This window comes from Pseudoalteromonas sp. G5_S1_54_S4 (assembly GCF_054968565.1).
The window spans coordinates 1-14,242 of sequence record NZ_JBQKUL010000024.1 but is presented as its reverse complement, the minus strand read 5'-3'; the positions used below and the strand labels follow the sequence as shown (position 1 = coordinate 14,242).

Genomic DNA, 14,242 nt, shown 5'->3' with positions numbered 1-14,242 from the left:
TAAGGCGCGTTCAATCTTTAAGATTGATAACTTAAAAAAAAACCTTGCATAAGCAAGGTTTTAAAATAAATGGTGCCTCGACCCGGAATCGAACCAGGGACACGAGGATTTTCAATCCTCTGCTCTACCAACTGAGCTATCGAGGCACTTAAACAGTGCAAATAGTTAAATTAACTATTTAAATAAATGGTGCCGACTAACCGAGTCGAACGGTTGACCTACTGATTACAAGTCAGTTGCTCTACCAGCTGAGCTAAGTCGGCACACTAAACTGTGTGCTAAGGCACTTTATCAATTTTAAAGATTGATAACTTTTAATAAATGGTGCCTCGACCCGGAATCGAACCAGGGACACGAGGATTTTCAATCCTCTGCTCTACCAACTGAGCTATCGAGGCACTTAAACAGTGCTAGTGAACTGCTTTTAGCAATTTCACTTTTATAAATGGTGCCGACTAACCGAGTCGAACGGTTGACCTACTGATTACAAGTCAGTTGCTCTACCAGCTGAGCTAAGTCGGCACACTAAACTGTGTGCTAAGGCACGTGTAATAACGTTTAATCTTATGATTTGAAACACTATTACTTTAATAATGGTGCCTCGACCCGGAATCGAACCAGGGACACGAGGATTTTCAATCCTCTGCTCTACCAACTGAGCTATCGAGGCACTTAAACAGTGCTAATTAAAAATCTTAACGGATTTTTAATGCAATTCCCAGCTAGCTCTACTGACTGGCTATCTGGGCGTGCGGCGTATTAAACGAGTTTTGCCCCTACAAGTCAACTTTTTTTTTATTCTTTATAATCGTTTGAACGGTTTTCAAACAACTCGAGGCTATTTTCGTTAATACAGTGTATTTATCCAACAAAAGAGTTTAAAAAACGTAGTGAATTATTTTTTTTAGGTGTTACGATTGAATAATAACTTTCGGTACAGGCTTACCGTTTTAATAATAAGACCACAGGAAAACTCATGCAGAGCAAGCCCTCTTCAGCAATAAAAGGCCTACTACCTTTATTCTTAGTTAGTAACCTTATAATAACCGCATTATTTGTAGTCGCCTTTGTGCTTTATTCACAAAGTAATGCTGATAACAATGCATCTGCTCCAACCTCTACTTTATCGTTAACAAAACTTGCTGAGCGTCTTGATCAGCCTTTAGCAGAAGCATTAACAATATACGAGCAAGACAAGGTCACGCAATTACTCGATATGACCACCTTACTCAATGATGATTATAAATATACGCTCCACCGTTTTAATGCCAATAATCAAGCCGAGTTAGTTTATAGCAATAACAGTAAAGCAATTGCGCCTTTAGCTGTTAATAAACATATTAAAGAACAAAATACTCTTCATCATTTAATCTCATCAGAGGGGCAGATAATTGGAGAGCTTATTATTAAGCAAACACAGTCCTCAGTTACACCATCAAATCAACACTCACCACTAAATGCCTATGTTGTAGCCTTTGCTGCACTGGTGGTGCTGTTTGTATTAGCATTCATGTTGAATAAACACATTAACAATCGATTACATAAAAATACAGATTCACTTACTCAAGAACTAAAAGAAATTACGCAAAATGATAACTATCAAAGCACCCTAAATGAGCAACTAGAGGGTGGTTTAGAAACGGTAGCTCAACAAGTTAATTTATTACTCAAAAAGGTGAGTAAGGTTCAAGCTGACGATCAAGCGGCAAAAAAAGAGTTAAAAAAATTACAAACAAGCCTTGAAACAGAAGTACAAAGCAGAACCTTTGAGTTAGAGAAACAAACGCAAAAAGCGCTAAAAGCCAGTGAAACTAAAACCACCTTTTTAGCCACTATGAGTCATGAAATAAGAACACCAATGAATGGCGTAATCGGTACCATTGATTTACTTCGTCAAACAGAACTTGATGGTGCACAGCAACGTTTAAGTACAATTATTCGTGAATCTGCATTTTCGTTACTCAGTATCTTAGATGATATTTTGGATTTTTCTAAAATTGAAGCAGGAAAGCTCAATATAGACCCGACTCCCTTCTCTGTTGCAGATACGCTAGAAGAAGTCGCAAAGGTGTTATCGTCTGTTGCAAAAAACCGTCACCTAGAACTCGATTTATCAATTGCACCCGATATTCCTAATAACCTTATCGGCGACTCAGTCAGGGTTCGCCAAGTACTTTATAACTTATGTAGCAATGCCATTAAATTTACCAGCACTAACGGCTCTACTCAAGGTAGGGTGAAAATATCGGTTGAAGTTGCACACAACACTGCCGATCATTTTACACTCCGTTTTTGTGTAGTTGATAACGGTAAAGGAATGAGTCAGTCTCAATTAAGGAAAATATTCAGCCCGTTTACTCAAGCTGAAAGCTCAATTACTCGAGAATTTGGCGGTACAGGACTTGGGCTTTCAATTTGTAAAAGCTTAACCGAGCTAATGCTTGGTACTATACATGTTACAAGCCATGAGGGGATTGGTAGTGAGTTTACCGTTGAACTGCCTTTTTCAACGGCAGGTAAAACTGAATTTGCTCATAAAAATACACTCAATAATAAGCATGTTGTTGTTGTTAGTGACAATGCTGAACGCGGCAAGGTAATTTATCGTTACTTGTCATTCATGGGTGCCAAAATAACCTATGCCCATGAGCAAAAAGATATAGAAGATCATCAAGACACAAAAGATATTATTTGGGTTGTCGATGGTATTGACGACATGAGCAGTATTAGCACTTTGCTAAGAAGTTTACTTTACTCACTAGAAGATAATAATCAGCAAATGGTGGTATTAAGTAAGCTAGATGAAGCCGTTATTAATCATGAAAATATTTTTTATATTAATGCTTCACCACTGTGTAAATCTAACTTTATGCTTTCAATTTTGGTTGCGGCGGGCTTACATAAACCTAAGCAAATAAAAAAAGCTAAAAGCATGAATCATTACTTAAATTCAGAAGAAGCACTCGCTGCAAATAGGCTTGTTTTACTGGTAGAAGATAACTTATTAAACCAAGAAGTACTTACCGAGCAGTTACATATATTAGGGTATAGTGTGGAAGTAGCGAATAATGGTGAGGAAGGCATAGAGATGTGGCGTAAAAACAGCTATTCGCTCATCCTAACAGATTTACATATGCCGAAAATGTCTGGCTACGATATGGTTGAAAAGATTAGAGAAGAAGCGGCACTGTTAGAAGCAATCGACGCTCAACCTTATATTATTGCTGTAACAGCCAATGCCTTAAAAGGCGAAAGAGAGCGCTGTTTAGCTGTGGGAATTAATGACTTTATAACTAAACCGATTGAGTTAAATACGCTTGAGGACATATTAAATCAATGGAGCGATATAGATAATAAACAGCCAAAACAAATTAGCTCAGCTGAAAAGCCAGCCATGCCTATTAACATGGAGTCTGCCAACAAATATATAAATGGCGATGATGCTAAAAAAATTCGCTTCTTTAAAATGTATTTAGAGCAAAGCCAAGAACAAATTAAATCAATCAACTTTGCGGTACTACAAAAGAGTAAAAGTGAAATTATAGCTGCCTGCCATCAATTGAAATCTATATCAAAAACAGTGGGGGCTAATATTGTGGCTGATTTAGCGCAGTCATTTGAGGATAAGTGTAAGGCTGATGAAATCAATGCCGATGAGTTAATTGAGATGAGAGATGAGCTCGAAATTGAATATTCAAGAGCAGCACAATTTTTAAAAGAACAAATTAGAAACCACGATCAACAAGATGACTTGATTTAACTAAACTGTTCATAGGTATGCACAACAAAAAAGGGCTTTTTAGCCCTTTTTTAACGATTATTTTTCTACTGGCTTATAGCCTTCAATCTCAACCTCTTTTCCTTCAAATAAAAAGCCAACCATTTGCTCTTCTAAAAAGGTACGATGTTCTGGGTCCATCATATTTAAATGCTTTTCGTTGATCAGCATCGTTTGTTTATGCTGCCACTGTCCCCATGCTTCTTTAGATATATTATTAAAAATCTTTTCGCCAATTTCCCCAGGATAAAGTTGAAATCCAAGGCCTTCAGCTTCTTTTTGTAACTTTTGACAAAATACAGTACGTGCCATGATTTATTCTCTCTAACGCTAAATGCTGCTAGTTTAACCTATTGGGCTCATTTGTTTAACCAACTTTTTAGTCGGTGCAGCTAAACCCACCTCTATTGATTGATCAAGTGGATACCATATTAATTGCTTGTCGTTCACCACATCAGGGATTTGCTGAACATTGAGCACATGTGGGTTTATGGTTAGCTCAAAATGTGAGAACACATGGCTAAAAGGCGCTAATATCTCAAGCTCACTTTTTAGCCCTTGCTGTGCTAAAAAAGTGTCGAGCTCACTGTGCTCATTAAATTCAAAAAACCCAAATAATCCGCCCCAAATACCGCTACTTGGGCGTTTTTCCATGAGTACTTTGTCGTTATGTTTAATAATTAACTGATGACAACTTTTTTTAGGCACTGCTTTTTTAGGTTTAGAATGTGGGAACTCTTTAACCTTACCCGCATTAAAAGCACCACATTGTGTTTTTAACGGGCATGCTTCACAATCAAAACGACTTCGTGAACAAAGGCTTGCCCCTAAATCCATCATAGCTTGATTAAACTCAGTCACATTATTTTTAGGGGTGAGTTGTTCACTTAAATGCCACAGCTGATTTTCTACCTTTTTGACGCCATACCAACCTTCAACCATGAAAAATCGTGCAAGCACCCTTTTTACATTGCCATCAAGAATAGGATGATGTTGCCCCAAAGATAAAGATAAAACAGCACCGGCAGTGGAGCGTCCTATTCCGGGTAAATCCATTACCTCTTCAAGCGTGCTGGGAAACTGGCCTTGATATTTGTCTCGCACTATTTTGGCCGTTTTATGTAAGTTGCGCGCGCGTGCATAGTAACCTAGACCAGTCCAGTGATGCAGAACCTGATCTTCATCAGCATTTGCTAAAGCAATAATATCGGGAAAGCTTTGCATAAACTTTTCGAAATAAGGAATAACAGTCACAACTTGGGTTTGCTGCAGCATCACCTCAGACACCCATACTTTATAAGGTGTTTTAGCTAATTGCCATGGCAATGTTTTGCGCCCATGGAGATGATACCAATCAACTACTTGGTTAGAAAACCAATCAGACTGCTGCTTTTTTAAATCCAACATATTTACTTTTTTACTAATGCTTAATGGCGGCTCAGTCTATTGTAGTTGTTGAAAAGATCAAGCTATAACGCCCTAGAGCTTGTCAACCCCGCGCGGGTCAGGGATAATACGCAACCATTTTTAAACACATTGTTTTGTCAGGCCAATAATATGAGTGAATCAAGTAACAACAACCTTGAGCAAGCTAAGCAAGAAGGTAAGTATATCCGCACTATTCGTAGTTTTGTAAAACGCGAAGGCCGATTAACCAAAGGCCAAGCCGCTGCAATCGAAAAATGCTGGCCAACAATGGGGCTTGAGCATAAAAACGGCCTACTTGATTTAAACGCAGTATTTGGCAATGACAATGATGTAGTGTTAGAAATTGGCTTTGGTATGGGCAAGTCATTGGTTGAAATGGCAAAAAACGCACCACATCTTAACTTTATCGGTATAGAAGTACATCGCCCAGGCGTTGGCGCGTGTTTAATGGATGCCGACGAAGCAGGCGTTACTAATCTTCGTGTATTTGAACACGACGCCGTTGAAGTCCTTGCAGATTGTATAAGTGATGAAAGCTTATCGACCTTACAATTGTTCTTCCCTGATCCATGGCACAAAAAGCGTCACCATAAGCGCCGTATTGTACAAACTGAGTTTGCAGAAAAACTACGTTCTAAATTAAAAATTGGCGGCGTTTTTCATATGGCAACCGATTGGGAAAACTATGCAGAGCATATGCTTGAAGTAATGCAAGCAGCACCTGGTTACAAAAACCAATCAGAGACTAACGACTATGTACCTCGTCCTGATTTACGTCCGCTGACTAAGTTTGAACAACGTGGCCATCGTTTAGGCCATGGCGTATGGGATTTAATGTTCGAACGTACTAAATAACCGTTAATTAAATAATCAAGTAAGGTAAAGCCATTTATGAGCGTATTAACCAATCCGAGCCTATTATTACTTCGCAACAGCGAGGAGCTAAAAGGTAAATCAATATTGGTGGTCAACTTTGTTCAAGATGGCTTTTTAAATGAGCTAAAAACGCTCAACCCACAAAGTAAAATAACGGCTTTTAGCTATAACCATGCAAATGGTGAATTTGCTAAAAACATATCGGGTATAAATGTAGAAGTTAATCACACGATTAGCGCCGGTGAATATGATTTAGTAATTCTTTATTACCCCAAGTCTAAGCCCGAGCTATTAATGGCATTAGACAACATACGCGCAGTGATAAGTAAAGAAGCTGAGCTGCTAGTCGTTGGCGAAAACAAAAGCGGTGTAAAATCAATTGAAAAGCAACTCGCCAATAAAACGGCGTTTAGTAATAAAATTGACTCTGCAAAACACTGCGTTTTATATTCATTTTCAGAAATAACCCTGAATTCAACATTTGATATTAGTACTTACCACAAAGAGTTTGTGGTCAACGTAAGTGATATTGAGTTTACTGCTGTAAGTATTCCTGGCGTGTTTAACCATGGCGGCCTTGATGCAGGCACTAAAATGCTATTAGAAAATGCACCAAATATAAAACACGGTAACGTTCTTGATTTTGGTTGTGGCGCGGGGCTTATTGCTACGTTTTTAGGGCTAAAAAATCCGGCTCTTACATTTACATGTAGTGATGTAAGCGCACTGGCTGCCTATGCAACAACACAAACGCTTAAACTTAATAACGTTAATGGTGAAGCCGTACTGAGCGATGGTTTAAACAGCATTGCAGGTAAGTTTGATTTAATTATTAGTAACCCACCATTTCATACCGGTATTGCGACCGACTACACAGTGGCCGAATCGTTTTTAAATAATGCCAAACAGCACCTAACTAAAACAGGTAAGCTCACTATTGTTGCTAATAGCTTTTTAAAATATCCACCTATTTTAGAAGCCCAATTTGATAGTTATCAAACGGTGTTTAAGAATAATAAGTTTGCTGTATACAGTAGCTGAAACTTATTATTAATCCCCTATCAAAACATAAATATGCGGTATATTAGCCGCATATTTACTTTATGACGTAGGTTAATTAAGAATAAATAGTGTAATTAAGCTAATCTTTTTGCTTCACTTTTTCCTGTTTTTGCTAAACTAGTATTTATTACATTCACAATTGACACGGATGACCCTCTCGCAATGCCTAAAACTGTAGAGCAAAATAGCATTCGTAGCATATTGTTTAAAACCATCATGCTTATAACAGCCATCTGTTTGCTATTATCTCTTTCTATTTCTACTTACTTAAGTACACAAGAGCAAAAAAAGCAGCTGATTAGTAAACTTGTGCTGGTGTCTGAGATCATTGCCTTTGATGCAATGCCGTCATTACTAAATAAAAATAGACCTGCAGAAGAAAGGCGGTTAAAGCTTCTTCAACAAGTCTCATCGGTTACAAACTTACATATTTATGCGCTAGATGAGCAAACAAGAAAACCAGTATTTTTTACCAGTTTTAATGCCCGAAAATCGCCACCTGTACCAATCAAAACAGACAGTATTAACGACTTTATAGAACCCCAAGTAGGTGATGAGTTTATTGAATACATTACTCCAATACTCAATAATGATCAGTTACTTGGTTATGTGTATATTAGGGGCAGCTTGGATAACTTAAATGAGCTTATCACTAAAAAAATTATAATTGATATTGCCATTATCGCTTTAATACTTATCTTCATCTCTTTGATTATTATAAGGCTACAAAAAAGGATAGCCAGCCCAATAGAAAACTTAAGCTTGTTACTGCAAAACATAGCTAAAAAACATAATTACTATGCACGTGCGCCTTTAACGAACCTAACTGAAATAACTCGGCTTTCTAATAGCTTAAATGTAATGCTTGCACGTACACAAAGGCAAATAGAACGCCATGAAGAAGATAAACAAGAAATTAAGCAGCTAAACTCAAACCTTGAAGAGAAGGTAAGTCAACGCACTATCGCACTCAGAGAGGCTAATAAAGAGCTGTTATCCACTCTGGAAAAGATGCACCAATACCAAACTCAAATTGTCGAAAACAAAAAAATGGCTTCATTGGGGCAAATGGTGGCAGGGGTTGCCCATGAGGTAAATACACCGATTGGACTTGGTATTACAGGCTCTACTCTATTGCGGGATAAACTCGCGGAACTGCAGGTTAAATTTCATAATAAATCACTAACTGCGAGTCAATTTGAACAATTTACTAACGATGGCATTGAAAACTTAGACCTCATCTACAGTAGTCTAAACCGTGTCGCAGAGCTTATTTCTAACTTTAAAAAAGTGGCCGTGATCAAAGATGATGAAATCACTAGCACCGTTCACTTACAGCAGCTCATAAACGATACATTATTGTCTATGGGGCAAGAATTAAGAATAAAAAATCCTAAAGTTCTTATAAATTGTCCAGCAGATTTAACCGTTGAAAGTAAAAAAGGGCCACTGCAGCAAGTTTTCCATCAACTAATTTTAAACTCCTTACTACACGGATTTGTAGCTGGCGGTGACAATGTAGTGCAAATTGATATTGTGGCAACAAACACAAAAACACAAATTACCTACACCGATAACGGCCTAGGTGTAGAGAGCAACATAAGAGCGAAAATTTTTGACCCCTTTGTTACTTCAAAACGCGGTCAAGGAGCCAGTGGATTAGGCATGCATTTAGTTTACAACTTAGTGACCCAGGCTTTGGCTGGAGAAATTGTGTTAGATACTGAGTATCAATCAGGAGCACGATTTATTATTACGCTATTTTAAAAAGTGAAATAAATCCGTTGTCTACTCTTGAATTACGACTTTATGACCATACTATGACAGCACTCATTGAACAGTTGTATCATTAATGCTGTATTTTCACACAATTAATGAACTTAATTGTGTTTAACATATCACATACATTGATGAAAAATTGTAAAGTGATATAATTTCGTTTTGAATTAGTCTGATTATTTTAAGTATCTTTAGGTGGTTGATGGATGTATCAATTATTAAAGGGAAATGGCTTCGACTTTATAATTCAAATTATACATCCAACGTTAAGTATCAATTAAGCCGCGGTTTTTAATAATACGTCAAAGTAGGTTTGGGCGCGCAGCTGTTTTTATCTAATTTGTTTTTACTTGTTAACATTTAGATATAATCCTATAATTCTAGTAGTCGGTTTTGATGATCACACCGATTTTAAAATAAAACACACTCCAAAAAGGTTAATTAAAAATGCAAACGCCAGTCATTCTGATCGTAGAGGATGAAGACGTAACTAGACTAAACCTCGTTAGTTTATTTGAAGCCGAAGGTTACAAAGTTATTGAAGCCATTGATGGCGATGATATGCATGATAAGCTTACAAATAACGATGACGTCAATCTTGTAGTTATGGACATCAACCTGCCAGGTAAAAACGGGCTTATTTTAGCTCGCGAATTACGCCAAAAACGCAAAGTTGGTCTTATTTTCTTAACAGGCCGTGACAACGATGTAGACCGTATTTTAGGTCTTGAAATTGGTGCTGATGACTATATTACTAAGCCTTTCAACCCGCGTGAATTAACTATTCGTGCTCGTAACTTAATTACGCGTACTGCATTAGGTGGTGAAGAGTCTGCTATTGAAACAAATGGCGTGATCACCTTTAACGGTTGGGAACTTGACGAAAACAGTCGTTGCCTTACTTCTCCAAACGGAGACGCGAAACGTCTACCTAAAGGCGAATACAGAGCACTGCGTTTAATGCTTGACTCTCCGGGTCGTATATTTAGCCGTGAGCAACTAATTAAACACATGACTGGCCGAGAGCTCCGCGCTAACGACCGTACGGTTGACGTAACAATTCGTCGTATCCGCAAACACTTTGAAAGCGACAACTCAACATCTGAGTTAATCAGCACCATCCATGGTGAAGGTTACCGTTTCATTGGTAAAATCGACAGCTAATTAGTTATTACTCTAATTGCTGTAAAAATAAATGAAGGGCCTGTTGTCCTTCATTTATTTTATCTGTTAACTCCTCAAGCCACACAGCTAACACTTCATCACTTTGCTCCAGCGCCCCATGCTCCATTTGCTTTGCATGCAACTGAACATCATTAAGACCCACCGAACCAGCGGCACCTTTTAATTTGTGCGCAACCGATTTGTACTCTTCTCTATCAGCAGCGTTTAACGAAGCTAATAGCTCTTGTTGGTACTGCGGATTTAGCTTTGCGAACAACTGGCTACTGCGTTTAAATACTTCAACGCCCATCGAATTTACAAAGTCTTCAATGGTTTCAACATCCAACAAGTCAGTATTAATTTGATTTAATAACGCTTGATTGACCACTCGTTGAGGAGCCTCGGTTTGCGCTTGCTTAATGCCAAAGAGTTCAGCGAGCATATTATCTAACTTGCTTGTGTTTATTGGTTTAGCTAGTGCGCCTTGAATAGATATACCCTCAAGCTCTTCTTCAGCACTGCGAACATTGGCCGTTAATGCCACTATTGGTAGCTGATCAAAATGACTTTGAGCGCGAATTTGTCTTGCCACTTCGTCACCATTAATATCAGGCAACTGCATATCAAGTAATACTAAATCTAAGTCATCTTCAGTTTCGACAAACGATAAAGCATCTTCACCCGTTTCAGCCCACAGCACTTCGTGTCCACGTTGCTCTAGTAGGTTAGTAGCAATTTCAGCATTAAGTGGCACATCCTCCACTAATAAAATATATAAGCTACGCCCAACATAACTATGTTCGGTAGGTGCACTACATAAATTCAGCGGAATTTGTACCGTAAAGCAGCTGCCCTCTCCTGGGGTACTATTAACCGTTATTGTGCCTTTCATTGCGCTTACTAACGCTTTGGTGACAGCTAAGCCAATACCTGAACCTATGGCATTGGTGCCTTTAAGATCTGGCGCTTTATAGTACATGTCAAAAATGCGTGTTAGTTGCTCTTGTGGAATACCTTCACCGGTATCGAGTATTTTAATAATAAGCCAAGGGCCATCTTCACGGTTTTCTCTGGCACAATCTAAGATTACGCTCCCTTGTTGAGTAAACTTAACGGCGTTATTAATTAAGTTCCACACCACTTGGCGTAAACGAGTCGGGTCAAGCAAAGCATATATGTCAAGCATGCCAGAACGCTTCACTTCAAACGAAAGCTCTTTTTGCTCAGCAATAAGGCCTGCAAAGTTAACTACATCGTTGATAAAGTCCGAAACATTAATTTCGTTGGCGGCAATATCTAACTGCTCACGGTCAATTTTATCTAAATCTATAATATCGTTAAATATGTTACCTAGCGTTTCGGCGCTTGAAAACACGGTATTACACCAACTGCGTTGCTGTTTGTTTAATTCGGTATCCAGTAGCATGCGCGTTAAGCCCACAATACCATTAAGCGGTGTGCGTAACTCATGGCTTAATGTGGCAATAAATTTCCCTTTATCTTTATAAGCTGTTTCTAGTGCCTGCGCAGCTTCTTTACGACTGGTAATATCACGGCCAAACGCAAGTAAACCAATGTAATCCCCTTGTTCATTAATAAAGGGGAGTTTTCTGAGTTCAAACCACCTAATTTCACCGTTTACTGAGTACTCCACATCTATAGTTAAACCTTGGTGAGTGCGCTCAACTTGCTCATCGGTTCTGAGTACTTCTGATAAAAAGTGGCTTGGGAATATTTCTTCTGCGGCTTTACCAATAAGTTCGCCACTGGTTTTGCCCATTACCTCTTCAAACATTTTATTACAACCGGCAAACACCCCGTTGTTATCGCGGTAATAAAATAAATCCGGCGAGGAGTCTACAATTGAGCGCAGTAACATGCCTTGCTGTGCGAGTTCTTGTTGTGTTTTTTTACGCTCTGCAATTTCACGCCTGAGCTCTTCTATTGCTCGATGTTTGGCATGAAAAGCCATTTTACGTTCGTCAATTTCAATATTTAAGCGGTTAATATTGTCTTTGAGGGTTTGATTTAAAAGCTTCTCTTGTTTTGTGGCACTATCTAAATAAGCATAAGAGGCATCAAGTTGCCGAATAGAGTTTAATAATATGCTGATAACTAAAGGAGAAACAACCGAGGTAAAAAATACTACGGCCAGTATATCAACCAAGTTTACTTCGCCTATGGCGACGTAATAAAACATACTTGATAAAACCAGCGATATTGTTAGTAATAATGCATAGCAAATAGCAGCAGTTTTAAACTCACCAAAACGAGTTATTGAACTGGAAAGAACTCGAACCCACGGGTTCAAAGAAGAATCAGTCATATATCAGTTTTTCTCTTAGCTAAATGCTTAGGGTCTGTTGACCTTTCAAGGTTAAAGGCTAATTTTAGCATTTTCTATCAGCTATTTTCATGTTGTGCGACAAAAACAATAAAATTTCATGTTTGGTGTTATTTGCTGCATTTCAGCAAATCTTTATTTAGTGTAAAATGCGGCGTTTTAAATATTGCAAATAACGAGTAACGTATCATGCAAAAAACTATGCCAGATATTGCTAACACGGCTGCCGCATTACAAACAGGTAAATTAGACTGGGTAGGTATGGGCGATATAGAGCTGCCTTTTATTTTTGAATCTCTTGATTTAGCTCCAGTTACCGTTAATGCAAAAGCACGCGCCTTTGTTAATTTACACAAAGAAGATGCTAAAGGCATTCATATGTCGCGACTATTTTTAGCGTTGGATCACCTCTCAACTGAGCAACAGGTCAATCCACAAACCTTAGCACAAGCCTTAGATACCTTTATCACCAGTCATGAAGGCTTAAGTGATAAAGCACACATTGAATTTAAATTTGAATTGCCGCTACGCCGTAAGTCATTACTTAGTGGTAAAGCAGGTTGGAAAAGCTATCCCATTGTACTTACCAGCACTATAAATCAAGGCGTTATTAGTTTTGAGCTCAGCGTTGATGTGACTTATTCATCAACTTGCCCCTGCTCTGCAGCACTGGCTCGCCAATTAATTCAAAACGCATTCAGCGAAAAGTTTTCTCAAGAAACACTCACTCAATCAGAAGTTTTAGAGTGGCTTGGAACAACTCAAGGCATTGTAGCAACCCCGCATTCACAGCGTTCAATTGCTAATGTTAAAGTTAAATTAGCAAATAACATTAAACAGTTTGATGTGGTTAACTTAATAAACTTACTAGAAGATGAGCTAAAAACACCAGTACAAGCTGCGGTAAAACGTGAAGACGAACAAGAGTTTGCTCGCTTAAACGGTCAAAATTTAATGTTTTGTGAAGACGCAGCACGAAAAATTAAAACGACGTTAGAGTCAAAAGAGTTTAGCGATTACTTCCTGCAAATTAACCATTATGAGTCTTTACATGCTCATGATGCAGTTGCGATTGCCGTAAAAGGTATTGAAGGCGGCTATAAAGCATAATAGTGCTCATCCCCATTCGTTAATAAAACAACCATAACAACTATTTGGGCACATAAATTGCTTTAGAAAAGCAGTGTCAATTTGTTGTTATGGAGTTACCGTATGGAATTCGCTTTATTATTAATATTAGTGCTAGTTGTTGGGGCATCTGTCGTTGCGTCAAAATTTAATGATGACGGCGGAAACCCTTATCCTTTTACTCGTAAGCAAAGTGTATTTACCCAAGTAGAAGGGGCGTTTCTGAATTTATTAGAGCGCGCTGTTGGCGATCAATATAAAATTGTTAGTCGCGTTAAACTAATCGATGTGATTGACTGTAAACAAGGCCTGTCTGTTAAATCTAAACGTGCGGCAATGGCTAAAGCAAAAAATAAGCAGCTCGACTTTGTTTTAGTAGATAAAGAAAAAATGACCATAGTAGCTGCGGTTGACTTAGTTAATAACGCCAATAAAGATGGCCACAAAGCACAGCGCGACTGGTTTGTTAATGGCGCATTGGAAGCCGCAGGTATTCCACATATTCGTATGAAAGTGAAGGCAGGCTACCGCCCAAGCGAAGTACGCGATGCAATTATGTTTAAATTAGGTAAGCCAGCGGCATCTAAACCTTCACGACCTACGCGTGCTAGAGTTCATAAACCTGCGGTATTGTCTCCTTCTCAAGCAAAGGCACAATCAACAGCCCTTGCTGAAATATAATC

General features: G+C 38.5%; 10 protein-coding genes and 5 tRNA genes. 7 read left to right on the top strand and 8 right to left on the bottom strand.

Translation table 11 applies throughout. The annotated features are described in order from the left end of the window. Nucleotides 1-70: 70 nt before the first annotated feature. The 5 genes from ACTRWE_RS10560 to ACTRWE_RS10540 all read right to left on the bottom strand — a co-directional run bounded on the left by ACTRWE_RS10560 (nt 71) and on the right by ACTRWE_RS10540 (nt 670). Nucleotides 71-146, bottom strand: a tRNA-Phe gene (locus ACTRWE_RS10560). 41 nt (nt 147-187) lie between these two features. After that, nucleotides 188-263 (bottom strand) — tRNA-Thr (locus tag ACTRWE_RS10555). A 59-nt stretch (nt 264-322) separates the two neighbouring features. Beyond that, nucleotides 323-398: transfer RNA gene (locus tag ACTRWE_RS10550), tRNA-Phe, on the bottom strand. Between the two features lie 48 nt (nt 399-446). Beyond that, a tRNA-Thr gene (locus ACTRWE_RS10545) sits at nt 447-522 on the bottom strand. Between the two features lie 72 nt (nt 523-594). Beyond that, a tRNA-Phe gene (locus ACTRWE_RS10540) sits at nt 595-670 on the bottom strand. A 306-nt stretch (nt 671-976) separates the two neighbouring features. Between ACTRWE_RS10540 and ACTRWE_RS10535 the strand changes: the two genes are divergently transcribed. Beyond that, entirely contained in the window at nt 977-3,760 is a 2,784-nt protein-coding gene (locus ACTRWE_RS10535) for an ATP-binding protein (RefSeq protein ID WP_462879972.1), read from the top strand. Nucleotides 3,761-3,817: 57 nt separating this feature from the next. Here the strand turns inward: ACTRWE_RS10535 and ACTRWE_RS10530 are convergent, their stop codons facing one another. Together ACTRWE_RS10530 and mutY are read right to left on the bottom strand one after the other, a co-directional pair. Beyond that, nucleotides 3,818-4,090: an oxidative damage protection protein gene (locus ACTRWE_RS10530; RefSeq protein ID WP_013464143.1), complete on the bottom strand. Its 273-nt coding sequence runs from the start codon at nt 4,088-4,090 to the stop codon at nt 3,818-3,820. Nucleotides 4,091-4,123: 33 nt separating this feature from the next. Beyond that, nucleotides 4,124-5,185, bottom strand: a complete 1,062-nt coding sequence (mutY, locus tag ACTRWE_RS10525; RefSeq protein WP_090494637.1) for an A/G-specific adenine glycosylase — start codon at nt 5,183-5,185, stop codon at nt 4,124-4,126. Between the two features lie 150 nt (nt 5,186-5,335). Here mutY and trmB point away from each other — a divergent pair, with 150 nt between their 5' ends. The 4 genes from trmB (at nt 5,336) to arcA (ending at nt 10,087) form a co-directional block, all read left to right on the top strand. Next, on the top strand, nt 5,336-6,061 hold the full coding sequence (trmB, locus tag ACTRWE_RS10520; RefSeq protein WP_024601262.1) for a tRNA (guanosine(46)-N7)-methyltransferase TrmB: 726 nt from the start codon (nt 5,336-5,338) through the stop codon (nt 6,059-6,061). A 36-nt stretch (nt 6,062-6,097) separates the two neighbouring features. Next, complete coding sequence (locus tag ACTRWE_RS10515; RefSeq protein ID WP_024601261.1) at nt 6,098-7,123, top strand: methyltransferase; 1,026 nt, start codon at nt 6,098-6,100, stop codon at nt 7,121-7,123. 183 nt (nt 7,124-7,306) lie between these two features. Continuing rightward, nucleotides 7,307-8,911, top strand: a complete 1,605-nt coding sequence (locus tag ACTRWE_RS10510) for an ATP-binding protein (RefSeq protein WP_462879971.1) — start codon at nt 7,307-7,309, stop codon at nt 8,909-8,911. Nucleotides 8,912-9,370: 459 nt separating this feature from the next. Then, a complete protein-coding gene (arcA, locus tag ACTRWE_RS10505; protein ID WP_008110444.1) occupies nt 9,371-10,087 on the top strand; it encodes a two-component system response regulator ArcA in 717 nt (238 codons plus the stop codon). Nucleotides 10,088-10,094: 7 nt separating this feature from the next. On the opposite strand, the gene arcB is transcribed toward arcA, so the two are convergent. Continuing rightward, complete coding sequence (arcB, locus tag ACTRWE_RS10500; protein WP_013464139.1) at nt 10,095-12,413, bottom strand: aerobic respiration two-component sensor histidine kinase ArcB; 2,319 nt, start codon at nt 12,411-12,413, stop codon at nt 10,095-10,097. Nucleotides 12,414-12,620: 207 nt separating this feature from the next. On the opposite strand from arcB, the gene folE2 reads away from it, so the two are divergent. Both folE2 and ACTRWE_RS10490 read left to right on the top strand, forming a co-directional pair. After that, the gene (folE2, locus tag ACTRWE_RS10495; protein ID WP_024601258.1) at nt 12,621-13,541 is read left to right on the top strand and encodes a GTP cyclohydrolase FolE2; all 921 of its coding nucleotides are present in this window, start codon (nt 12,621-12,623) and stop codon (nt 13,539-13,541) included. A gap of 102 nt (nt 13,542-13,643) precedes the next feature. Beyond that, nucleotides 13,644-14,240: a DUF2726 domain-containing protein gene (locus ACTRWE_RS10490; protein ID WP_013464137.1), complete on the top strand. Its 597-nt coding sequence runs from the start codon at nt 13,644-13,646 to the stop codon at nt 14,238-14,240. Nucleotides 14,241-14,242 lie beyond the last annotated feature (2 nt).

Bases quoted from the DNA above. Each gene is read 5' to 3' on its own strand.
- ACTRWE_RS10535 (WP_462879972.1), top strand. From the start codon at position 977: ATGCAGAGCAAGCCCTCTTCAGCAATAAAAGGCCTACTACCTTTATTC.
- ACTRWE_RS10490 (WP_013464137.1), top strand. From the start codon at position 13,644: ATGGAATTCGCTTTATTATTAATATTAGTGCTAGTTGTTGGGGCATCT.
- trmB (WP_024601262.1), top strand. From the start codon at position 5,336: ATGAGTGAATCAAGTAACAACAACCTTGAGCAAGCTAAGCAAGAAGGT.
- mutY (WP_090494637.1), bottom strand. From the start codon at position 5,185: ATGTTGGATTTAAAAAAGCAGCAGTCTGATTGGTTTTCTAACCAAGTA.
- arcA (WP_008110444.1), top strand. From the start codon at position 9,371: ATGCAAACGCCAGTCATTCTGATCGTAGAGGATGAAGACGTAACTAGA.
- folE2 (WP_024601258.1), top strand. From the start codon at position 12,621: ATGCAAAAAACTATGCCAGATATTGCTAACACGGCTGCCGCATTACAA.
- ACTRWE_RS10515 (WP_024601261.1), top strand. From the start codon at position 6,098: ATGAGCGTATTAACCAATCCGAGCCTATTATTACTTCGCAACAGCGAG.
- arcB (WP_013464139.1), bottom strand. From the start codon at position 12,413: ATGACTGATTCTTCTTTGAACCCGTGGGTTCGAGTTCTTTCCAGTTCA.
- ACTRWE_RS10530 (WP_013464143.1), bottom strand. From the start codon at position 4,090: ATGGCACGTACTGTATTTTGTCAAAAGTTACAAAAAGAAGCTGAAGGC.
- ACTRWE_RS10510 (WP_462879971.1), top strand. From the start codon at position 7,307: ATGCCTAAAACTGTAGAGCAAAATAGCATTCGTAGCATATTGTTTAAA.